The organism is Acinetobacter sp. YH01004 (genome assembly GCF_013420455.1).
Taxonomy (GTDB): domain Bacteria; phylum Pseudomonadota; class Gammaproteobacteria; order Pseudomonadales; family Moraxellaceae; genus Acinetobacter; species Acinetobacter towneri.
Genome location: NZ_VOXZ01000003.1, coordinates 97,648 through 120,361 on the forward strand (window position 1 = coordinate 97,648; position 22,714 = coordinate 120,361).

Here is a 22,714-nt window from a genome sequence, read left to right on the forward strand (position 1 = left end):
GATCGGGTTTTAAGTTAGATTTTGAGTGTGCAATTTATGCGCCAAGAATGCATAGGCAACCACATTCAAACACCAAGTAATCCAGCCTGTCCAAAGATTATGACTAAAAAAATGTGCCCCGCGCATCATTTGCGCCCAGCCCATCCCCATGCCTAAAATACATGCTGCAATTAAGAAAAAATAAGCACGTTTAGGTTGAGCAACCCGATAAACAAAATATCCTACCAATAAAGCAAAACCACTTGAGGCATGCCCACCAGGAAAACAATGCCCTGCCGTTGCACTTAAATCCCACCAAACGCCATGCGCTGTGGCAATGCTCATATCCCACGGGCAAGCATGTGCCGACTGCGATTTAAGTATTGCAATCACACTGGTTGAAATCACCGCCATCCAAAAGAAATAGCCAAACTCCCAACGACGAGCACGTAATTTTTGAAATCTGAAAGACAGCAACCAAGCCAGCAAATAGCTCAGATATACTGCAATCAGGATATATTTGACATACCGATGATTTAATACAGCCAATGCCCAGTCTTGTCGAAGTGGAAATTCTGCATGAGCATCCACAAAGGGTTGAATGAGGTATAAATCTAGCCTGCCTGCAACGCTAAAGAAATTGAGCAATATCAGCAAACTCAGAAGGAGTAAAATTGCTTGAAGAAGTAAAAATTTTGAATGCTGATGCCGCATGAGGAATACTCAACTCACTATCTATTTTAAAGTCTGTTTTATGCTTGTTTTTTAAGGAATTAAGCAGAAATCAGGCATGCACCCCAAGTCAATGCGATAATTGCCAAAGCAACAAATTGCGCTGCACTGCCCATATCTTTGGCATTTTTAGACAAGGGATGTTGCTCAATTGAAACACGATCGACCACAGCTTCAATGGCTGAATTAATCAGTTCGACAATGATGGCAAGTAAACACACCACTATCATGATCACTTGTTCGACACGACTAACAGGCATGAAAAAACTGAGTGGAATCAGCAGTGAATTAATCAGAATGATTTGCCGAAATGCCGCTTCATTTTGAAAGGCGGCTTTAAACCCTGCCAAAGAATAGCTTGTGGCATTCAAAATCCTTTGTAAACCAGAAGTGCCTTTGTAAGGAGAGCGTGGAAGCATAGTGAATCTGATTTGAAATAAATCCGATGTTAAGTCACTTAGCTTAAAATTGGCTTAAATATAACCTTTTGAGACTATTAAATTAAATCTGTGTAATATGTAACATTATGAATGCCTATTGAATAATAAGACTCCATCTAAAGTAAGCTGTAAATACCATCAATTTCTTATTGTTGAATCTAAGGTTGTATCAATTGCTCGGCTTCAACTTGCTTAATATCAAAATCAGGACTTTCTTTGGCTTGAATAATTTGCACAGGAATAAAGCGCACTTGAACCACACTTGGTTTTCCACGTGGGTCTTGTGCTAATTTTTGATTCAATGCAGAAATCTGTTGAGGTTTTGGCGCTATATCTCCACGCAAGACTACGCGAATTAAAGTCATCTCTTTACGCCGATCAAACTGCACCGTATCAATCAAATTATTATGTTGATTAAATTGACTTTCAATCAAGCTTTCTACCTGATGTTCATACATCTGTTTATTTAACATCATCATAAAGTTAAAGCTTAAATAGATACCCAGCGCAAAAAGTACTAAAAGACTCACGATATTTCTTTTAATAAATTCAATTACTGTGCTATTTACTTCTTCATCTGAACCGCGTCTAAAACCTGCTGCCCATAACACCAGTGAAGAACTAATTTGAATAGCAACAATATTGGTCAGTGCCAACAGCAGAGCATTTGCTGCATGTTTCCATTCCAGATGCGCAATTAATATGCCACTTGCAACCAGCGGCGGTACCAAAGCAGTCGCAACTGCAACGCCAACAACAGCCACAGACAGACGTGGTGAAACGGCTGCAAATGCCCCTGCTGCACCACCCGCAAGTGCAATCATTAAATCCATAATGGTAGGCTGAGTTCTAGACAGAATTTCATGGGTGATAGGTAAGTTAATATTGATAAGACCTAAAATGATGCCAATACTGACAATCATCGACACACCTAAAACTAAGGTTTTAAATGCTGTTTTAAAAAACAACCATCGATTATCAATAAATGCTAAAGCCATACCTGAAATAGGGCCTAGCATCATCGCAACCAGCATTGCACCAATCACCACTGCGGCTGAATTTGACAATAAACCATAGCCCGCAATAATCGCTGCCAAAGCATTCATTATAAAAAAGGTTTTGCTTGGTAAGGCATCCGCTTGAATGTTCAACCGTACTTGTTTATGATCAATTTTTTTAGAATTTTCGCGCTCCGCCTGTTTGTATTTCAGCTTTTCTTTCAAAAGTTCATATTTTTCTTGTTCAGGACTGTCTTCAACCACTATCGTTGGATCTTGATCTTTTTCCAAAGCATACCTCCGTGTCAGCTAAAGAAGAATCTTTCCAAATCCTCATACGGCCGTAGACTTTGTGCAATTACGCCCATCATGTTTAGCTTCATACAATTTATTATCTGCAAGTTTCAGTACATCAGAAACATCTTCTGCATCTCGAGGCCAAAAAGCGATGCCAACAGAGATGGTGATTTGACCCATCTGATTAATCGTAGTTTCCTGCATGGTTTTTCTAAGCCGCTCTGCAGCTTTATACACCACATTTGCATCTGCAGTCGTCATTAAAACTAGAAATTCTTCACCGCCACTACGACAGCAAACATCCTGTTCCCTAAAATTAGTTAGCATTATTTGCGCGAGCGTTTTAAGTACCACATCACCTTGATCATGCCCATACTGATCATTAATTTGCTTAAAAAAATCTATATCAATGGCTAATACTGCAAATTCGGTACGAGTCTCTAGCAGTTCATTTAAAAATAATTGCATACCACGACGGTTATATAAACCTGTTAATGGGTCCGTATTGACACGATGTTTTAACTCCGCAATCCGATCACTAAAGGTTTCCGAACTCATTAATAATGAGGTTCTAAACTTTAAAACCTCGAAATACCACGGATCAACTTCTTTAATTTTATTTTCAATGTCCGCATGATTGAGCATACTTGCCATACGTGCCAAGCGGTTCAAAGGTGAAGAAATAAAGCTTGAGATATACCAAATCAATAAAAAAATAAAAAAGTAAAAAATGAAGATTCCAATCGATACTTTAAAAATCAGCGTATTAGCTTGTGCAAGTAAATCATCTGTGGGCTGCTGAGAAACTACAATCCAATTTACACTTGGAATATGTGCAAAACCCGCCAAATTATCTATACCTAAACTATTCTTTAAACGAATTGATCCCTTTGTATTCTTATTAATATAATCCAAACCTGTATTATTGATAATTTTTTCACCAATTCGCTTTTTATCTGGATGAAAAATAATACGATTATGTTGATCAATCACATACATATAACTTTTTTTATAATCATACTGAGTATTGAGCATGGTATTAATCAAGTTCTGCTCCTGTAAATAAATCGTACCACTGATTAAGCCTAAATATTGATGTGTTTTATTATAAATAGGTTGTGACATCATGACGATTAAATTATTACTTATAGACCAATAGGGAGATGAAATATAAGTTTTCTTTTTTTCAATAGATCCATCAATACCAATGGTACTATAAGCCTGATTAAAATTAAGTTTTAATGTATTAGGTGCATAAGCTAAAATATGTTTATTCTGCTCTACCAATAAAACACTATTAAAATTATTCGATTGATTTTTTAAGCGTTTTACTTCTTCTTTTCTAACTTGTGTATTATAAAATTTTTTTTCTAATAAACGTGCACTATAATCCAACTCTTGCAGCATATCTGAAAAATGTTGATTGGCACTGGTGGCAATTTTTTCTGCATATTTTTCATTGATCGAAAGTGAATTTTGAATTAATTGTTGTTTAATTACATAATTTAAAATAAAAATACTTACGACAAATAAGCCTGATACACTTAAAATTGTGGAAATTAAAATAAGTTTACGCAGATCCAATCCAAGTCGTAGTAAAAAATGTTTCAACAGTTCCTACCCCAAAAATTCAAAAACTGTGACAATTGCCAACTTTAACACATAATTTTACAACTCAATCACATAATTTTAAAGCAATATAGTTGAATTTTTGATGTTCAATTCAACAAATTGGATAATTCGCTTGTTGCTGACCACAAACTAAATCAGAAATATATCCTCTAAATACAATTTCTACCACACACTTCCTAAGAATGCACCGACTAATAACAAATAAAGACAACTTGAATTTTTTCGTTCTTATTTTTTGCTGAAAACCTTGTCTATTCGATAAATTTTTAGGGTCAATTACTCATAAAATTACAAAAAATAAATATTTATTCCATGCTTTAAATTTATCCTATCCACCTAATAAATAAATTGTTTTCTCTTATGTTTAAGACACTTTTCACTATAAGCAGTTGCTCACTTTTAACAGCATGTATTGTAGTTGACGGAACAGCATCGGGGCAGATTCCCAATATCGTCATTCAACCTCAAATTCCAGCAAGTACACCTGTAGAACGTCCTGCACAACAAACCATTTATATGCCAACACCTATGCCTTATCCTGCACAAACATGGCAACAAAAAGTCAAAATTAAAACCTATGATGGTCGCTGCGTAGATTTTAGTCGCAGTAATCAACGTTCCATTCAGACTTCACATTGTCATGATGGTACCAATCAGCATTTTATTTTCCATCCTGATCAAAGCATTACCGTGCAAGGTAAATGTCTAGATGTAGCAGGAAAACAGAAACATGATGGTGCTGAAGTAATTGCTTATACCTGTAATGGACAAAGTAACCAAAAATGGTATCTCGATGGTCAGCGTATTCGTAGTGCAGATACAGGCAAATGTTTAGATATTTATAATGGAAAAATGAAAATGTATAGCTGCAATCAAAATCGTGGGCAGAAATTTAGTTTTATTGCCTTATAAAAAAGAATCACTAATTCCCTCAGCCTAGCCTGCTCTTTTGAAGATGAGGGAATTAGCGAATGATAATTTAAAAAATTATAAAAATTTTACTTTAAATACGATTAATTAAGGATGCTGACTAAACAAATCAAAAATCACTTTTCTTAACCACTGATGACTGGTTTGGTGATGACAAGACGTATGCCAATATTGTCGTACAGGATAGGTTGGAAAATTCAAAGGCGCACTCACTACTTGTAAATTCCCGCGTGCCAATAACACCTCACTTAAATAATAAGGCACTGTCGCAATCATATCGGTTTCTTGCACAATTAAACCGACCCCTAAATAACTTGGGATACTCATTAGAATATTACGTCTTAAACCACGATTGCTTAATTCATTTTCAATATGGTAGTGACCTATACTGGTATCTACATCGACATGCGATTCACGAATATAAGCTTCAACATCTAAACTTTTTTCACAAATACGTGGATGATCTTTACGACTAATCACCACATAATATTGTAAAAATAATTGCTGCTGATAAAAACCCTGCTCTAACTCAGGTAAAAAACCAATCGCAAAATCAATTTCACCATTTGCCATTTGATAACTGGTTTCACGGGTAATAGGACGAATTTTAATCCGCACTGAAGGTGCATATTTTTTTAAAAACTTGGTCAGTTTTGGCAATAAAACCAAATGCGAAACATCGGTCATTGCCAAGGTAAATAATTGATCGGAATGTGTCGGATCAAAATCGACTTTAAAATTATTGACCGTTTCAATTTTATTAATAATTTCACTAATCGGTGAAAAAATCTGTTTCGCCAACTCTGTAGGCAACATTTCATTGCCAACCCTTAAAAATAATGGGTCATTAAAATGCTGACGAATTTTATTTAAACAGTTACTAACCGCAGGCTGACTCATGCCCAATGCATCTGCTGCTGCAGACACATTTTTTAATTTATATACATAGTAAAAAATCTGTAGCAGTTTGCTATCTAACTTAAACATATCCATCTTTCCTTAGAATCAGTTTCACTGCTCAGTTTTCATCCTTATTTAACGCCAAGCTTTTAATTTAGAGCTATGCCCAATGCCCACATTAAAACAATTGGTCGGATCCAATTTTTGATAATGCTGCTTTAAGGCAGGCTTCGCCACATATAAATGCCCAACATTATGCTCTGCAGGATACTCTGCCCCACGTGCATCAAGCAATGACCACATTTGATGTTCCATCGCCAACGGGTCTACGCCTTTTTTAATAATATAGTCCTGATGAAAGACATGACATAAAAAATGACCATAATACAACTTATGTATAATCGCCTGCTCCAACTCTTCGGGCAAGGTTTCAACCCATTGCTGATCATTACGTCTTAACGCAATATCTAAAGCAACAATGTCTTCCACTTCATTTCGATGTGTATCACGATAACGAATTGCAGCACCTGCCACTGCAAAGCGATGCAGAAAAGCCTTGCGGCCTTCATCTTCATTACATAGAAAAAAACTGCCGGAATTGCGCGTGATAAAATAATCCATTAAAAACTGCTGTACTGCCGCAACATCTTGCTGCTCAATGCGCAAAATTAAATGATGTTCATACAAATCACGAAATTGGTTCATGCGTTCTGGTAAATGATTTGGCAGTAGTTTCGTGAACATTTGCAAAACTTTATCCGACAATCCACGCATGCCCCAACGGGTTAGAAAACCATCAACTTTATCTTTCATGGCAAAAGCTGCAGGTACTTTACTGGTGCCAAACTTCTCGATAAACAAGAAGCTGTCTTTGCCATATTCTGCACCAATGTCATAGGCATCTCGATGAATATACTCGCCAGCAATCGGTACACGCGGCAAATCACGTAATAAAAAACGGCGAATCGCGGTTAAATCATCCTGCTGATTGCTGCCGATATAAAACACCTGACTCGGAATTTTCTCAAATGTATCCAAACGCACTGCAAACACACAGACTTTACCTGCCGAACCCGAAGCTTCAAACAAACGGCTCGGGTCGGCATTAAACCGTGCAGGCGTATCGGCATCGACTTGGGCAACATCATGCACGTAACGCTGATCTGAAGCACAACAATGTTCCGAATATTCAATATCTTCAGGGCGATATTGTTGTTGCTCAAGTTTGGTTAAAATTTCTTCTGGCGAGTTCCCTAAATTCACCCCCAAATGATTGATGAGTTGCAACTCGCCCAGTGCATCGACTTGTGCATATAAGGCCAACTCAGTATAGGCAGGACCACGTCTGACCAATGCACCACCTGAATTATTACATACCCCGCCCAACACTGAAGCGCCAATACAAGATGAACCAATGACTGAGTGTGGCTCACGCTGATGCGGCGCCAATTGCTGTTCCAAAGCATCCAATGTTGCACCAGGCAAGCAAATCACTTGCTTGGCATCGTTGATGAGCTGAATACCTTTTAAACGTTGGGTGTTGATCAAAATTACAGGACGATCATAGTCATCACCAAAAGGGGTAGAACCACCCGTGAGTCCAGTATTGGCGGCTTGCATAATAATAATGCAATCTGCTGCCACAGCCACTTGTAACACTTGCCACTGCTGCAATAAAGAACCTGGCGTGACCACCGCAAAAACCTGTCCTTCGCCAAAACGTCGCCCTTGACGATATAAACGAGTATCTGATTCATGGGTCAATACATGCGCTTTTCCCACAATATCGACCAAGTTTTTGAGGGTTGCTGCAGCATCAAATTGTGTTGCAGAAGAAATTGTCTGTGGCATAGTGTACAAGTCCTGAAACAAGGTGAAAAATACAATTAAGCGATTCAGCCAAATGCATCGGTTGATGGATTGATCGCTCCTGTTGGCAATTTAGCCTTTCAGTTCACGCTCAAGTTGTACCAAGCAATCTGAGTTAATCGCTTGAATGTTTTTAGCACCCGTTAAGGTCATTGCGACTCGCATTTCTTTATCAATCAATTCGAGTAAATTACTCACACCCGCCCCACCTGCTGCACCTAGTGCATAAATAAAGGCACGTCCGAGCATACAAGTATCCGCACCCATCGCCAACATGCGCACCACATCTAGGCCATTACGAATACCTGAATCCACTAGAATTTTTAGATCTCCTTTTACTGCATCGGCTATTGGCGGTAAAGCACGTGCAGTCGAGAGCACACCATCTAACTGACGACCACCGTGATTGGACACCACAATTCCATCAGCCCCAAAACGAACAGCATCCTTAGCATCTTCTGGGTCTAAAATGCCTTTAATGACCATTGGGCCATCCCAGAATTCACGAATCCACTCCAAGTCTTTCCATGAAATAGATGGGTCAAAGTTATTGCCTAACCAGCCAATATAATCTTCAAGTCCTGTTGGTTTGCCTAAGTATTTAGAGATATTGCCCAAGTCATGCGGACGACCTAGTAAGCCAACATCCCATGCCCAGTTTGGATGCATCACTGCCTGCATATAGCGGCGCATAGCAGCATTTGGACCACTCATGCCCGAATGTGCATCCCGATAACGTGCGCCAGGCACAGGCATATCTACTGTAAAGACCAAAGTTGAACAGCCTGCTGCTTTAGCACGTTCCAAAGCATTACGCATAAAACCACGGTCACGCAATACATATAATTGAAACCACATTGGCCGTGAAATGGCAGGCACCACTTCTTCAATTGGGCATACCGACACGGTAGATAAAGTAAACGGAATGCCTTTTTTGTCAGCTGCAACTGCAGCCTGCACTTCACCACGGCGCGCATACATGCCCGTTAAACCCACAGGTGCCAAAGCCACAGGCATTGACAAGGTTTCATTAAATAAGGTGGTTTCTAAACTCAAAGCCGACATGTCATTCAAAACACGTTGGCGCAAGGCAATCTGTGAAAGGTCTTCCACATTTCTTTTCAGCGTTTGTTCCGCGTACGCACCTCCATCAATATAGTGAAATAAAAATGGCGGTAAACGGCGTTTCGCTGCTTCGCGGTAATCATTCGCAGAAGAAATAATCATGGCGCTATCCTGTTTAATCGACTCGCACGCTGACGACGCGCATCTTCCTCGTCTATCATGCGTACTTGTTGAACTACAAATTCAATATGTCCACACACTGCCGAACGGGCAGCTTCTGGATCCTGGCGTTCAATTGCATCCATCACTTGAAAGTGTTGATCGTGCAACTGATCGAAACGGTGGGCTTCGGTATAGACTTTGCGTCTGCCCAAAACTACGTTGTATTGCAACAAATCAAATAAGCCACGCATCATTTGAATGAGCACCAAATTGTGCGATGCTTCGGCAATTGCCAAATGAAACTTGGCATCGGCAATTGCTGCCTGATCGTCATCACCTAAAATTTGAAAGTGGGCGATTTGCTCATAACAGGCACGGATGTTTTTCAAATCCTCAGCAGTTGCCCGCTGTGCGGCATACCATGCCGTACCACCTTCAAGCACCATTCGAGCTTCCTGCACATCAAAACGATAAGCAGGGTCTTCATCAATCAGGTTACTTAAAGGCTGCACAATTTGATATTGCGACCAATTGGTGGGTAACTGTTGCAAAAAAGTACCCGCTCCAACTTTGCTGACCAGCATGCCCTGACTGGTCAATTGCTGAATGGCTTCACGCAAAGAGGAACGGGAAACCCCGAGTTGTTCACATAACTTTCTTTCGGCAGGCAATCGGTCTCCGACTTGCATCTGATTTTTTTCAACCAGTGTGCGCAGGTCTTGTACAACTTTGTCGGAGACTTTCATGCGGCTATCCTCTTGTGCATGTGATTATGGAATCATCCATGGGAATACATAAGCTTGTAGAGTGATAATAATACCGATCATAACGGTGAACGTGATACTATGTTTCACGGTAAAGCGGAATAAATCCGATTCTTTTCCGACTAAACCCACTGCCGCACAGGCAATTGCAATCGATTGTGGTGAAATCATTTTGCCTGTTACTCCACCACTGGTATTGGCAGCAACCAACAAGACTTCTGGTACACCAATTTGCTGTGCAGTTGTGGCTTGCAAGGCAGCAAATAAGGCATTGGCTGATGTATCTGAACCTGTCAAGAACACTCCAATCCAACCTAAAAATGGCGAGAAGAATGTGAAAGCATTGCCTGTGTGTGACAAAGCCAGTGCCAAAGTCGCAGACATGCCTGAATAATTGGCAATAAAAGCAAAAGCTAACACCATCCCAATCGAATAAATTGGTGTTTTTAGCTCGTTGATGGTTTCTGCAAAAGTTTTAACCGCTTCACGTGGTTTCATTTTTAAGTAAATGATGGTGATGACAGCCGCAATCATAATTGCAGTCCCTGTTGCACTCAGCCAATCGAACTTAAAGATTGCATCGTAGTCTTTAACTTCAGCAACCACAGGCGGCATTTTTTGCACCAATTGATGTAAAAATGGCACTTTGATGGAAATTACCCAGTCATGCATTGCCCCATCTTTGGCAAATAAATCTTTAAACGGTTTAATACTCCAAATGGTGACCATCACCGTTAACACTGCAAAAGGTGACCATGCTTTAACAATCTGCCCCATGCTGTATTTTCGCTGTTGTTCTGCAACCAAGTTGGCATCCACTTTTGTGTCTGCATCGCTAAAACGGAAAATGTGTTTTGGCTGCCAGAATTTAAATAAGACCGTTAAACTAATCAAAGAGGCAATTGCAGCTGTAATGTCAGGTAACTCAGGCCCAACAAAGTTAGAGGTCAAGTATTGTGCAATGGCAAAAGCACCACCACCCACCAACACTGCAGGCCAAGTTTCTTTCACACCGCGCCAGCCATCCATAATTGCCATAATCCAGAACAGCACAATAGGCACCATAAATGGTAACTGACGCCCCACCATCTGGCTAATTTCCATGGTTTCTACACCCGAAACCTGACCCGCCACAATAATTGGAATCCCCATCGCGCCAAACGCAACCGGTGCAGTGTTCACAATCAAACATAAACCCGCAGCGTATAGAGGCTTAAAGCCCAAACCAACCAATAAAGCTGCAGTAATTGCCACTGGCGCCCCAAAACCCGCTGCACCTTCTAAAAATGTCCCAAACGCGAAGCCGACTAATAGCATCTGGAGACGCTGATCTTCTGTAATCGACAGAATAGATGAGCGAATAATGTTAAATTGCCCTGTTTTTACAGAGATTTTATATAAAAATAATGCGCCTATAATAATCCATGCGATTGGCCATAAACCGTAGAAAAAGCCATAGATCAATGAAGCAAAAGCCATTGGTGCAGGCATGCCATAGGCAAATAACGACACCAATAACGCCAAAATAACCGTAATTGTTCCCGCAACACTTCCTTTTAAGCGAAATACAGCCAATGCCAGAAAGAAAAAGATAATCGGGATTAATGCAATAAGACTCGAAATCCAAATATTTGCCATTGGATCGTAGATCTGTTGCCAATGTTGAAGCATTGTCATCTCCTTGAAATGCTCACTCAAACGTAAACATAGGTCTAAGCATATAGATAAAATTCTAATTTTGGTCTGACCAATATTAAGATAAAAATCAAAATACTCTTAACATTTGCAACAAATAATAGTTTTATACAAATAAATGTCAATATTGGTTGGATTGTTTATTCATATGGTCATACCAATTTAAATAAAGATGATCTTTGTTCGCAGCATAAAAAATACGGTGAAGAAAAATTTAAACTTTGTTTTTTCTGTAGTTTTTAAGAGGAAGGAAAAACCAAATTTATTCGGCACAGCCTTATACAACTTTCGTCTAATACAGTAAAATACGTGTGCTTTCTTCTAAGATGAATTGAACGCTTGATCAAAGGAATCATGGATAAATTCAGCTCAAGTGGCCGCTATTCGGCTTAAAAACATGTGGATTAAAAGAATTTTTTAGACAAAAAAATAACGCCATTATTGACTGCAACAATGGCGTCATCGTGTATTTATAACAGCAACTCACACCTTACTGTGGCTTAACCTGTCACCACGTTCAGGCGCTTTAAACGCGAAATATGCAAATCAATTTGCCCTGCAATTTCAGGTAAAATTTGCTTTAAAAACTGGCTATAGTTCATTGCATCTTCTGCTCTTAATACGCCTGCTTGTACCAATTGTTCCTGCTGTAGCAACATACTTTGTACACGGTTTAAATCAGGCTTTTGCCCTTGGCTTAAACCTGTACTAATTTGCTTAAAGCCTAAATACAACTGATCACGTTGCTGGATTAATTGCTGCATTTCAACTGCAGATACCGCAGCACGCTCTAGCATAGCGTTTGTTTCCAGTACATTTTCAGATTCATCTGAATATAGACTTTGCGTTGTTTCTATCTCTGTGGAAGCCGTGTTCGGTTTCACCCACACTGTTTCCGAAACAGTCTTATTCGGTGGTTGAAATACATACACCACGGTAAACAACACCGCGACCGCCAAAACAAAAAAGCCAATACCGAGCCATCGAGTCCCATTCATGTGCATGCTCCATAAGCAAACCATCCTAAAATGCGCTCAATTCAAATATCGTCTTGAGCGCCTTAGCATGCTTTGCCTGTTATGATCGGCCTAAAAATTACGGCGTCGACCAATCGCTTGGTGCATAACCCAAACGCACTCGCTGTGGGTGATTCCCCACTGGCACACTGCGGACTTTTTCTCCCGTAGCAAAGTCAATCACCGTTACCACATCGGTTTCACTTTCTGAAATCACACAGCTTTTTCCATCTGGGCTACGGGTTGCCCAATATGGTTTACCTGCAGGAATCAGTTTGCCTGCTTTTAAACTCTGACGGTCTACAATGGTCGCGTAATCATCCATCGTGCCTGCCACACAGAGTTTTTCGCCATCTGCGCTGATGGATAAACCATGATGACGTGAATCATTTACCCATTTGCTGCGGTCTTTTGGAATTGTACTGCTGCCCGGTAATTGTCCAATACGCGTGACTTTATCGGTTTTTAAGTCGTATTCCACCAAACCATTAAAAAATGAAACCTGCGCATAAAGTTTGCTTTCATCTTTACTTAGCACCATAGGACGCACTGAGTTGGATAAATCTTTACGTCCAAAGGCATCTAACGCAGGTCGGAAATCAATTTTTTTCAGAACTTTATAATTGTTGGCATCGGCAATGGTAATAAAGCGCTTACCTTTGGTAAAATCTTGCCACTGTGCATCCATCGAAGTTTCTACGTTACCAATCGCAGAGTTTAAGATTTTCGTTCCACCTGCAAAGTAAATATTTTCGTGCGGCTTATCCCCTGTTGCAAAACGCCCCAATTCTTTACCTGTATGAATATCTAAAACATGCACCACATTACCTGACGATGCCGACACAGCAACACGTTGTCCATCTGGTGAAACCGCCATGTGGTCTGCGCGGAAACCTTCGACTGGCGTACGCCAATTAATTTTGCCCGTTTTAATGTTGATGGATACCACATCGGCAAAACTTGGACGTGAAGCCACAATCGACTGTCCATCTGGCGTGGAATACATATCATCCACCAACTGGTCATTGCCCTCACCTGCAGTTTGTTGAATGTAAGTGTAGGCAATCAATTTCACTGGATTTAAATGAATTTCTAATAAACGCTCTTTGCGGTCAGGAATCATATTGACCACACCCACTTTGCCAAAGTCTTGTGAAGGGTGAATCACCGTCACTGTGCCATCCCAGTTATTGCCGACAAAAAAGACTTGTTGGGTATTCGGTGGCTGCGGTAAATAGGTCGAATCTGCATAACTTTGTGCGCTGACACAACTTCCTAAAGCCAGCACGCCTTGAAGTAGATGTTTAAACACCTTGTTGGAATAATTCATGTTCTTGTTCTCCCTGAACAGCAAAATGAAAGTGTTGTTTTTGTTTTGGCTTGTGTTTTTACATATTTGTTGTTTTTAACTGAAGCCTGCCTAATCCATCTTGAAGCGATCTTGAAGATTGTTGGCGTGGCATTGATTGGGCAATAGCATAAGAGTTTTTGTAATTTTGCGTCTAGGGTTCGAGCTAGACTATCCGATAGCAGGTCAATTTTCAGATAAACAGAAATACAGCATCACATCCTGTTAAAATGCCAAGTATGATAAAAGCTTGTTTTTGTCGATGAAATGACAGTAATCCCATACCCATTCAAGCATTTAAACTCAAGAATATAAGGATGTGCCGAGATGCAGTTGTTGGAACTTAAAACCTTGCGTAAACAGCTTCGACAACAGCGCAGAGCGGTCACGCGCACCCAACAGCAACACGCACAGCAAGCTGTTTTGCAGCGGCTAATACGACTGCCAAAATTTCAGTACGCAAAAAAAGTGGGTATGTATTTACATGCTTTTGGTGAAATTCATACACACCGCATCATTGAATATTGCTTCGCGCATAGCAAACAAGTGTATTTGCCCATGATTTGCAATATGAATCAACACTTGGTGTGGGTACAAATCACCCCACAACAATATCGTCAGCGTCGCTTTGCCCATCATCGTTTGGGGATGCAAGAACCAAGAACAAGTCGCGGAAAACACATCTCCCATTTAGATTTAGTCTTGATGCCCTTATTGGCTTGCGATACGCATGGCACCCGCATTGGAATGGGCGGTGGTTATTATGACCGCACTTTAGCCTCTGCCCCGCAGCATCCTTATCGCTTAGGGATTGCACATGATTTTCAGCTAATTCATACACGCTTGCCACGTGAAAATTGGGATCAACCTGTAGATGCCTTACTAACTCCACAACATTTTTTACAGTTTAAACGCACCTTGAAACGCTAAATTGATCATTTTGACTGAATAGATCAATTTAAAATCACATATTTAGCTACTTTTTAAACAATTTGTGTTGACCTGCCCTTGTATTTTAAAAAATACCCATCACTATTAAAAACATGGCAACACCGTTGTCACTCATTAGGAGTGCCCATGTCTGAAATTATTATGAATCAAGAAACCTTAGAGCCTCAGGTTCCAAGTGTATTACCGCTTTTAGCGCTACGTGATGTGGTGGTTTATCCACACATGCAAATCGCGCTATTTGTAGGTCGTGAAAAATCGATCAATGCAGTTGATGTGGCTCGTAACAGTGACAATCTAGTATTTGTAGTTGCGCAAAAAGATTCGCTTACAGAAGAAATTGATCACGACAATTTATATCAATACGGTACTGTCGCGAAGATTGTGCAAGTTGTGAATCACGAAAATGATGAAAACTGTATCAAAGTGCTGATTGAAGGCTTATACCGCGCCAAACTCGAAAAAATTATTGATGAAGACGCGTATTTGACTGCAGAACACAGCTTGAGCCCAATGACTGTTGCGATGGATGAAAATACCCAAGCAACACGTTTGCAAGAATTACGTGCCTTATTTGCGCAATATGCAGAAGCAAAATTACGCAATGCACGTGAACTGATTGCTGCTGCCAATAAAATTGAAGATTTATTGCAGTTGTTGTTCTTTGTTGCAACCCGTGTGCCATTGAATATTGATGTCAAACAAAAATTCCTTGAGCACGATGAGTTTGAAGCTCACTTGACCGAGTTAATGACTTATTTATTGCAACAGTCTGAAGAACAGCAGATTGAGCAAACCTTGCATGACTCTGTTAAACGCCAGATGGAAAAAAATCAGCGTGAATACTTCTTGAATGAGAAGATGAAAGTCATTCAACGCGAACTGTCCGATATGAACGGCGGTGCGGAAGATGATGTCGCTGAAATTGAAAAACGTCTGGCCGAAGCAGACTTGCCAGAACATGTCCGCAAAAAAGCAGAAGCTGAGTTCCGTAAGCTAAAAGCCATGCAACCTGCATCTAGCGAAGCGGCTGTGGTACGTAACTATCTGGAAGTAATTTTAGATACGCCATGGAACAAAGCCAGCAAAGTCAGCATTAACTTGGCGAAAGCACAAGAAATTTTAGATGCCGACCATTACGGTTTAGATGAAGTCAAAGACCGTATTGTGGAATACCTTGCTGTGCAGTCGCGCGTGAAAAAACTCAAAGGTCCAATTCTGTGCTTAGTCGGTCCTCCGGGTGTAGGTAAAACCTCACTGGGTGAATCGGTTGCAAAAGCCACTGGACGTGAGTTCGTGCGCATGGCGCTAGGCGGCGTACGTGATGAAGCGGAAATTCGCGGTCACCGCCGTACCTATATTGGTGCGATGCCGGGTAAAATTGTGCAGTCATTGACTAAAGTTGGTGTGAAGAACCCACTGTTCTTGCTCGATGAAATTGACAAAATGGCACAGGATTACCGTGGCGACCCTGCATCTGCTTTGTTAGAAGTACTTGATCCATCACAAAACAACAAGTTTAATGATCACTATTTAGATCTAGACTTAGACTTGTCTGAAGTGATGTTCATTTGTACTGCCAACAGCATGAATATTCCAGAAGCTCTGTTAGATCGTATGGAAGTAATTCGTCTACCGGGTTATACCGAAGATGAAAAAGTGAATATTGCAGAACGCTATCTTGTCCCTAAAGCCATCAAAAATAATGGCTTGCGTGCTAAAGAATTGACGGTTCATGAAGAAGCGATTCGTGACATTGTGCAGCGCTATACACGTGAAGCAGGTGTGCGTAGTCTGGAACGTGAAGTGTCAAAAATTGCCCGTAAGGTGGTGAAAGAAGCAGTCAGCAAAAAAGCCAAAAACCTACAGGTAGATGTGACTTCACAAAACTTGCCTGACTACCTTGGTCCACACAAATTTGACTATGGTATGGCAGAAGAAGAAGCCGAAGTGGGTCGTGTAAATGGCTTGGCTTGGACTTCAGTGGGTGGTGAATTACTCACCATTGAAGTGGCAACCATGAAAGGCAAAGGTAATTTCATCACCACAGGTTCATTGGGTGATGTGATGCAAGAGTCAATCAAAGCCGCGATGACCGTTGTGCGTACCCGTGCCGACAGTTTAGGCATTGAAGCCAATGTATTTGCCGAAACCGATGTACACGTACACTTGCCAGAAGGTGCAACACCTAAAGATGGTCCATCTGCAGGTTTGGCATTGACTACGGCATTGGTATCTGCATTTACAGATATTCCAATTCGTCCTGATATTGCCATGACAGGCGAAACCAGCTTACGTGGTCGTGCAATGCGCATTGGTGGCTTGAAAGAGAAACTTCTTGCGGCACATCGTGGTGGTATCAAACTGGTATTTATCCCACAGGAAAACGTGCGTGACTTGTCTGAAATTCCAGACAATGTCAAAGAAGGTTTGGAAATCAAGGCTGTGAAAAGCATTGATGAAATCTTGCCTTTGGCACTGACCAGTATGCCTAAGCCTTTAACCAAGGCACCGATTGTGAAGCCAGTAGCAGCAGGCAAAGCCGCACGTCATTAAGCAAGTTACTCTGCTTTAAGCATAGAACATCTCAAAAGAGCACTTCGGTGCTCTTTTGTTGTATTTAGATTCTGGATTTAAAATAATTGAATAATTTTTTAATTATTTTTAAAATGGATAGTCTGTTTTTAATTCAATTTCCTTGAAAAATAGGCAAACCATCCACATATATAAATTTAAGATACATCGCGCTGTATGTTTCTTGTTTGGTCTATTTAGACCGATAAATTGATCAGACGCTTTTGATTGAAGTGTGCTTCATGGTCTGGTCATCCATATCTCCAGGTGGATGACCTTTTAACCGCAGTCCTATTTCAATTCAGGGCTGCGTTTTTTATGCGCTGCGATCAATCATCAAGGTGATAAAATCTGTGCAACCAAGCCATTCACGACATGTGCCATTTTTTCAAAATTTACTGTTTTTAAAGTATCACCTGTGGTGTGGCGAAGTGAGCTGCGATAACTGCCCGTATCGGTAATTAAAATAGCTGGAATATCATATTTCCAATAATTTAAATGATCTGAAAAATCTATACCCTTGATGAAAGTCGGTGCCACCACGCGCTCACATTGCAACTGGTTCAAACGCTGCATTGTATTGCAATAGCTTGCACTCATTTCACGTGATTGCATATTACTCAATGCCACAATAAAATTGCCATGACTTGGGTAAATCCACTTTAAACCGATTGGGTAATTTTGCACCAAATTTTTATCGTAATAACCAATCATATCCAGCACATACACCGCACGGATTTTTTCCTTTTCAGCCTGCACAGATTTGGCATGTATAAAACTGCCCATCGACTCGGTTTTAAAAAATGGTGGCTCTGCCAAGGTATAAAAAACAAATTCAACATTTTGACTAAGTTTATTCTTTTCCTGCGCCAAAATTCGTGCTGTTTCGATTACACCTGCAACGCCAGAAGCGTTGTCATTTGCCCCCTGCTGCTGCCCATAAACATCGTAATGCGCACCAAAAATCGTTTTTTGCGCAGCACCGATATTCAATTTGCACACCACATTGCGGTAGCTTTGCTGATTGACCACATAATTTTGAAATTGACACGGAATTCCAAATACTCGCATTTGTTCCCGAATCCATGCCGAAACCCGATTCAGTTCAATCACATTTTTATAATGACGATACTGTTCGGAATTACCCAAACCCTGCTGCCCAATCACTTGCTGCATATAGACTTGCAAATTGTTTGGTTCTGCCCATTGAGCCTCAGGCACAGCAAATGTAGCAGTGGTCATCAATCCCATACCCGCGCCCAATATCCATGAATATAACTGCTGACTTTGAAACGCGCGCATGCTGATAATTCCAAGACAAAAAAGACCAATAAGATTGCTGAGTATTAAAGCAACAGCCTGTTGGCAAATTCAATTGCAAATTGTGTCGTTACACAGCGCTTGTGTTGAATCATGGTTATAATGCGAGATTCTGATTGATCGCTACATGAACTCGCCTATGAAAATTCGCATTCTGACCATTGGACAAAAAATGCCTGCTTGGGTGCTGACTGGTTTTGAAGATTATTTCAAACGGATTCAGCCTTTTGTGCAGACTCAAATTGTCGAACTGCCAATGGCGAAACGTGGCAAAAATGATTCTGAGGCCGATATTCTAAAATATCGCCAAATTGAAGGTGATAGCATTTTAAATGCCATGAAAAACAATGAGCTGTTAATTGCCTTGGAAGTGGGCGGCAAAGAGTTCAGCACCGAAAAACTTGCAGAAACCATGAAAGGCTGGATGCTAGAAGGCAATGATGTCGTGCTTGCGATTGGTGGACCAGATGGTCACTCTGAAGCAGTACGTAAAGCAGCAGCATGGCATTGGTCATTATCCAAACTAACTTTGCCACACCCTTTAGTTCGCGTGATGCTGATTGAGCAGCTATACCGTGCTATGAGCATCAACCACAACCATCCTTATCATCGTGCAGGTTAAATCAACTTATTCAATTTGTACGTTGAGTTATCAAAATATCTTCAACTCAAACGACGTTGCAAAGCTGCAACATAGCGTTGAACAAAAGTACATTTCGCTATACACACTTTTTTGCGATGCTGTAGAACAGCAGGCTTTAGGGATCTAGGCATGAACTTACAGACATTACCCGGTTTATTTATCTCACATGGTTCGCCCATGTTGGCACTCAATCCTGAACAGGTCGGGCCTGCACTCAGCCGTTTAAGTGAAAATTTGCCAACACCGCAAGCCATTGTGGTGATGTCGGCGCATTGGGAAAGTAATGCACTGGAGGTCAACACAGGTATTCGCCCTGAAACATGGCATGACTTCCGTGGTTTTCCTGAAGCCTTGTACGCCCTGCGCTACCCTGCACCTGGCTTACCTGAACTGGCAGAAGATATTTTGCAGCGTTTGGCTGATGCGGGCTTTGCTGCCCATGCCAACAGCACACGCCCGCATGATCATGGCGTATGGATGCCATTACTACACATGTATCCCGATGCCAATATTCCAGTGATTACCATTTCTTTGCCCATGAATATGAGCGCCGAACAGATTTATCACATTGGGCAAAGTTTAGCGCCATTACGTGAACAGCAAATTTTACTGATTGGCTCAGGCAGTATCACCCATAACTTACGTGAATTATCATGGAATACACCCAATGCGGCTGTGCCTGAATGGGCATCTAGTTTCCGTAATCGTGTGGTGCAGCATTTAAGTCATCGCAATTATGATGCAGTACTAGATTGGCAACAATTGCCACATGTAGCACGTAATCACCCAACCCTAGAACACTTTGCACCGCTGTTTTTTGCAATGGGTACGGGAGATCGATTTAACACTGTACATAGCAGCTTTAGCATGGGTTCACTCGGTATGGATATTTATCGTTTTGACTAACCGATAGCTCCGCTTATTTAAAATCTGACTTTTTAATTTGGATACATTTTGTTAGCAAAAGCTACGATTTGTATCCATATTTTTTGTTAATCTCTTGATTATAATCACGTTGAAACTTTAGCACATAGAATATAAACCAATGAAATTCAGTATTTTTGCGCTTGCCCTGCTCCCTTTGGCTTTAACTGCATGTCAATCTTCACATCTTCCTGCCACTTCAGGAGATCCAGCTATTTCTACTCTATCCACCACATTAAAAACGCCTACACAAATTTTGCCCGCTTATACCTGGGAACTTGATCGTGGGCTGCAACGCCCGATTGTTCTGAGCTTTGATCAACGAGGCAGACTAAGTGTAGCTTCTGGCTGTAATGGCCTTGGCACGAGCTGGACTGTTAAAGATAATACCCTGAGTACGGGTGACATGATGGGCACCATGATGGCATGTGATGCACCATTAATGGAACAGGAACGTTTTATCAGCCAGCTTCTGCAAAAGCGTAATATTCCGTTTAGTCTGGATCTAAATGATGCCAATCAGCCAAAACTGAGTATTACTGCAGCTGATGGTCAAAAATATGTCTTTACCGGAAAAATGACACCGGAAACCAAATACCAAGGTCAGGCAGAAACCATTTTCCTGGAAGTTTCGTCACAGACTAAAGCCTGTACGGGTGTAGCTCAGCAAACCTGCTTACAGGTGAAAGAAATCAAATATGATGAAAAAGGCTTAAAGACTCAGGTCGATAAAGACTGGACTTTATTTTACGATCAGATCGAAGGTTTTCAGCATTCATCGAATGAGCGTCAGATTATTCGGGTAAAACGTTATGAAATTAAAAATCCGGCAGCTGACCAGTCTAAATATGCCTATGTATTCGACATGACCGTAGAGCGTGAAGCAGTCAAAGGCACTCTATAACGATAAAATCGCAATATAAAAAAACCGAGGCATTCACCTCGGTTTTTTTTCAAGCTTAAACTCAGTCAGACTTAGAATACGCCTTGAGAAAGCATTGCATCAGCAACTTTTACGAAGCCAGCGATGTTTGCGCCGTCTACATAGTTCACGGTACCGTCTTCTTTCGTACCGAATTTTACGCAGTTGCGGTGAATTTCTTTCATGATTGCGTGTAAGCGCTCATCAACTTCTTCGAAAGTCCAGCCTAAACGCAATGCGTTTTGAGACATTTCCAGACCAGAAGTTGCTACACCACCGGCGTTAGATGCTTTACCTGGCGCATAAAGAATTTTCGCTTCAACGAATTTCTCAACCGCTTCAAGTGTAGAAGGCATGTTCGCACCTTCAGCAACACAGATTACGCCGTTTGCAAGAAGCGCTGCTGCATCATTCGCATCAAGTTCGTTTTGAGTCGCACATGGAAGCGCGATATCACATTTAATACCCCAAGGACGTTGACCTTCAAGGTATTCAAAACCGTGCTTAGACGCAAATTCAGAAATACGACCACGTTTTACGTTTTTAAGTTCCATCACTTCAGCAAGTAATTCTGGCGTGAAACCTTCTTTCACGTACACAGTACCATTCGAGTCAGAAAGTGAAACTACTTTCGCACCCAAGTACATTGCTTTGTCTGCAGCAAATTGTGCAACGTTGCCTGAACCAGAAATCGCAACGACTTTATCTTTAAAGCAATCGCCACGAGTCTTGAGCATTTCCTCAGCGAAATACACAGTACCGTAACCTGTAGCTTCTGGACGCGCCAAAGAACCACCGAAAGACAAGCCTTTACCTGTGAATACACATGAAGTGTCATTGCTGAGCTTCTTCATCATACCCGCCATGTAACCCACTTCACGACCGCCTACACCAATATCACCCGCAGGAATATCCGTGTTAGAACCTAAATGACGATATAACTCGATCATTAAGGCTTGGCAGAAACGCATAATTTCGCCTTCAGACTTACCTTTAGGGTCAAAGTCTGAACCACCTTTACCACCGCCCATTGGCAATGTGGTCAAAGCATTTTTAAAGGTTTGTTCAAAACCTAAGAATTTTAAAATTGAAAGGTTCACTGATGGGTGGAAACGCATACCACCTTTAAATGGACCAATTGCTGAGTTGTACTGTACACGGAATGCACGGTTTACGTGGGTTTGACCTTGGTCATCTACCCAAGAAACGCGGAACTGAATTGCACGCTCAGGCTCAACCAAACGCTCAAGCAAACCATGTGCTGCATATTGAGGGTTCTTTTCAATGAACGGCCAAAGGCTGGTCATTACTTCTTCTACAGCTTGTAGAAACTCTGGTTGATGTGCATCACGTGTTTTAACGTAATCTAGGAATTCGTTAAGGCTGTTGTATTTCAACGCTTAATCCTCAGCAGAAAATGGATCAAAATTGGTCAAAATTTCAATCAATGATATATTTTGGCGCAAAATATTAAATATCTTTTGTTAACAATCTACAATAGTTTTTTTCAAAAAACTTTAAAACATTTGTATTTTCATAAATTTAACTTATTTTTT

The 22,714-nt window shown here is 40.9% G+C and carries 19 protein-coding genes; 6 read left to right on the forward strand and 13 right to left on the reverse strand.

Annotated features, from left to right (window positions below; genetic code table 11):
- Nucleotides 1–9: 9 nt before the first annotated feature.
- The 4 genes from FTT71_RS03235 to FTT71_RS03250 all read right to left on the reverse strand — a co-directional run bounded on the left by FTT71_RS03235 (nucleotide 10) and on the right by FTT71_RS03250 (nucleotide 4,057).
- Nucleotides 10–693 (reverse strand): phosphatase PAP2 family protein, encoded by a 684-nt coding sequence (locus tag FTT71_RS03235; protein WP_179994041.1) that lies wholly within the window; start codon nucleotides 691–693, stop codon nucleotides 10–12.
- A gap of 59 nt (nucleotides 694–752) precedes the next feature.
- Nucleotides 753–1,130: a diacylglycerol kinase gene (locus FTT71_RS03240; protein WP_179988910.1), complete on the reverse strand. Its 378-nt coding sequence runs from the start codon at nucleotides 1,128–1,130 to the stop codon at nucleotides 753–755.
- Between the two features lie 179 nt (nucleotides 1,131–1,309).
- A complete protein-coding gene (locus FTT71_RS03245; protein WP_004970544.1) occupies nucleotides 1,310–2,440 on the reverse strand; it encodes a TIGR00341 family protein in 1,131 nt (376 codons plus the stop codon).
- Nucleotides 2,441–2,482: 42 nt separating this feature from the next.
- The gene (locus FTT71_RS03250; protein WP_180009250.1) at nucleotides 2,483–4,057 is read right to left on the reverse strand and encodes a sensor domain-containing diguanylate cyclase; all 1,575 of its coding nucleotides are present in this window, start codon (nucleotides 4,055–4,057) and stop codon (nucleotides 2,483–2,485) included.
- Between the two features lie 381 nt (nucleotides 4,058–4,438).
- Here FTT71_RS03250 and FTT71_RS03255 point away from each other — a divergent pair, with 381 nt between their 5' ends.
- A complete protein-coding gene (locus FTT71_RS03255; protein ID WP_019837853.1) occupies nucleotides 4,439–4,990 on the forward strand; it encodes a ricin-type beta-trefoil lectin domain protein in 552 nt (183 codons plus the stop codon).
- 105 nt (nucleotides 4,991–5,095) lie between these two features.
- On the opposite strand, the gene FTT71_RS03260 is transcribed toward FTT71_RS03255, so the two are convergent.
- The 7 genes from FTT71_RS03260 to FTT71_RS03290 form a co-directional block, all read right to left on the reverse strand.
- Nucleotides 5,096–5,995, reverse strand: a complete 900-nt coding sequence (locus FTT71_RS03260; protein WP_004970549.1) for a LysR family transcriptional regulator — start codon at nucleotides 5,993–5,995, stop codon at nucleotides 5,096–5,098.
- A 48-nt stretch (nucleotides 5,996–6,043) separates the two neighbouring features.
- Entirely contained in the window at nucleotides 6,044–7,759 is a 1,716-nt protein-coding gene (gene dld, locus FTT71_RS03265) for a D-lactate dehydrogenase (protein ID WP_035311162.1), read from the reverse strand.
- Nucleotides 7,760–7,849: 90 nt separating this feature from the next.
- Nucleotides 7,850–9,004: an FMN-dependent L-lactate dehydrogenase LldD gene (gene lldD, locus FTT71_RS03270; protein WP_016659249.1), complete on the reverse strand. Its 1,155-nt coding sequence runs from the start codon at nucleotides 9,002–9,004 to the stop codon at nucleotides 7,850–7,852.
- Nucleotides 9,001–9,750, reverse strand: coding sequence for a transcriptional regulator LldR (gene lldR / locus FTT71_RS03275; protein ID WP_004970689.1), 750 nt, complete (start codon nucleotides 9,748–9,750; stop codon nucleotides 9,001–9,003). The genes lldD and lldR overlap by 4 nt, the downstream gene beginning before the upstream one ends.
- 24 nt (nucleotides 9,751–9,774) lie before the next feature.
- Nucleotides 9,775–11,445: an L-lactate permease gene (gene lldP / locus FTT71_RS03280; protein WP_180072515.1), complete on the reverse strand. Its 1,671-nt coding sequence runs from the start codon at nucleotides 11,443–11,445 to the stop codon at nucleotides 9,775–9,777.
- 518 nt (nucleotides 11,446–11,963) lie between these two features.
- On the reverse strand, nucleotides 11,964–12,461 hold the full coding sequence (locus FTT71_RS03285) for a hypothetical protein (protein ID WP_004970693.1): 498 nt from the start codon (nucleotides 12,459–12,461) through the stop codon (nucleotides 11,964–11,966).
- A 97-nt stretch (nucleotides 12,462–12,558) separates the two neighbouring features.
- The gene (locus FTT71_RS03290; protein ID WP_096902747.1) at nucleotides 12,559–13,809 is read right to left on the reverse strand and encodes a YncE family protein; all 1,251 of its coding nucleotides are present in this window, start codon (nucleotides 13,807–13,809) and stop codon (nucleotides 12,559–12,561) included.
- Between the two features lie 351 nt (nucleotides 13,810–14,160).
- On the opposite strand from FTT71_RS03290, the gene FTT71_RS03295 reads away from it, so the two are divergent.
- Together FTT71_RS03295 and lon are read left to right on the forward strand one after the other, a co-directional pair.
- Nucleotides 14,161–14,757 carry a 5-formyltetrahydrofolate cyclo-ligase gene (locus tag FTT71_RS03295; RefSeq protein WP_026438444.1) on the forward strand — a complete coding sequence of 199 codons (597 nt, stop codon included), beginning with the start codon at nucleotides 14,161–14,163 and terminating at the stop codon, nucleotides 14,755–14,757.
- Between the two features lie 147 nt (nucleotides 14,758–14,904).
- Complete coding sequence (gene lon, locus FTT71_RS03300) at nucleotides 14,905–17,331, forward strand: endopeptidase La (protein ID WP_131260796.1); 2,427 nt, start codon at nucleotides 14,905–14,907, stop codon at nucleotides 17,329–17,331.
- 354 nt (nucleotides 17,332–17,685) lie between these two features.
- On the opposite strand, the gene FTT71_RS03305 is transcribed toward lon, so the two are convergent.
- Nucleotides 17,686–18,651, reverse strand: a complete 966-nt coding sequence (locus FTT71_RS03305; protein WP_373683476.1) for a M28 family peptidase — start codon at nucleotides 18,649–18,651, stop codon at nucleotides 17,686–17,688.
- Between the two features lie 157 nt (nucleotides 18,652–18,808).
- Between FTT71_RS03305 and rlmH the strand changes: the two genes are divergently transcribed.
- The 3 genes from rlmH (at nucleotide 18,809) to FTT71_RS03320 (ending at nucleotide 21,140) form a co-directional block, all read left to right on the forward strand.
- Nucleotides 18,809–19,291 (forward strand): 23S rRNA (pseudouridine(1915)-N(3))-methyltransferase RlmH, encoded by a 483-nt coding sequence (gene rlmH / locus FTT71_RS03310; RefSeq protein WP_026438445.1) that lies wholly within the window; start codon nucleotides 18,809–18,811, stop codon nucleotides 19,289–19,291.
- A 150-nt stretch (nucleotides 19,292–19,441) separates the two neighbouring features.
- On the forward strand, nucleotides 19,442–20,218 hold the full coding sequence (locus tag FTT71_RS03315; protein ID WP_180160702.1) for a class III extradiol ring-cleavage dioxygenase: 777 nt from the start codon (nucleotides 19,442–19,444) through the stop codon (nucleotides 20,216–20,218).
- A 139-nt stretch (nucleotides 20,219–20,357) separates the two neighbouring features.
- Nucleotides 20,358–21,140, forward strand: coding sequence for an META and DUF4377 domain-containing protein (locus FTT71_RS03320; RefSeq protein ID WP_004970709.1), 783 nt, complete (start codon nucleotides 20,358–20,360; stop codon nucleotides 21,138–21,140).
- Nucleotides 21,141–21,211: 71 nt separating this feature from the next.
- Here FTT71_RS03320 and gdhA read toward each other — a convergent pair whose 3' ends face one another.
- A complete protein-coding gene (gdhA, locus tag FTT71_RS03325; RefSeq protein WP_004970711.1) occupies nucleotides 21,212–22,555 on the reverse strand; it encodes an NADP-specific glutamate dehydrogenase in 1,344 nt (447 codons plus the stop codon).
- Nucleotides 22,556–22,714: the final 159 nt, after the last annotated feature.

Coding starts and splice junctions, on each gene's coding strand:
- FTT71_RS03235 (WP_179994041.1), bottom strand. CDS start 693: ATGCGGCATCAGCATTCAAAATTTTTACTTCTTCAAGCAATTTTACTC.
- FTT71_RS03240 (WP_179988910.1), bottom strand. CDS start 1,130: ATGCTTCCACGCTCTCCTTACAAAGGCACTTCTGGTTTACAAAGGATT.
- FTT71_RS03255 (WP_019837853.1), top strand. CDS start 4,439: ATGTTTAAGACACTTTTCACTATAAGCAGTTGCTCACTTTTAACAGCA.
- FTT71_RS03260 (WP_004970549.1), bottom strand. CDS start 5,995: ATGTTTAAGTTAGATAGCAAACTGCTACAGATTTTTTACTATGTATAT.
- dld (WP_035311162.1), bottom strand. CDS start 7,759: ATGCCACAGACAATTTCTTCTGCAACACAATTTGATGCTGCAGCAACC.
- lldD (WP_016659249.1), bottom strand. CDS start 9,004: ATGATTATTTCTTCTGCGAATGATTACCGCGAAGCAGCGAAACGCCGT.
- lldR (WP_004970689.1), bottom strand. CDS start 9,750: ATGAAAGTCTCCGACAAAGTTGTACAAGACCTGCGCACACTGGTTGAA.
- lldP (WP_180072515.1), bottom strand. CDS start 11,445: ATGACAATGCTTCAACATTGGCAACAGATCTACGATCCAATGGCAAAT.
- FTT71_RS03285 (WP_004970693.1), bottom strand. CDS start 12,461: ATGAATGGGACTCGATGGCTCGGTATTGGCTTTTTTGTTTTGGCGGTC.
- FTT71_RS03290 (WP_096902747.1), bottom strand. CDS start 13,809: ATGAATTATTCCAACAAGGTGTTTAAACATCTACTTCAAGGCGTGCTG.
- lon (WP_131260796.1), top strand. CDS start 14,905: ATGTCTGAAATTATTATGAATCAAGAAACCTTAGAGCCTCAGGTTCCA.
- FTT71_RS03305 (WP_373683476.1), bottom strand. CDS start 18,651: ATGCGCGCGTTTCAAAGTCAGCAGTTATATTCATGGATATTGGGCGCG.
- rlmH (WP_026438445.1), top strand. CDS start 18,809: ATGAAAATTCGCATTCTGACCATTGGACAAAAAATGCCTGCTTGGGTG.
- FTT71_RS03315 (WP_180160702.1), top strand. CDS start 19,442: ATGAACTTACAGACATTACCCGGTTTATTTATCTCACATGGTTCGCCC.
- FTT71_RS03320 (WP_004970709.1), top strand. CDS start 20,358: ATGAAATTCAGTATTTTTGCGCTTGCCCTGCTCCCTTTGGCTTTAACT.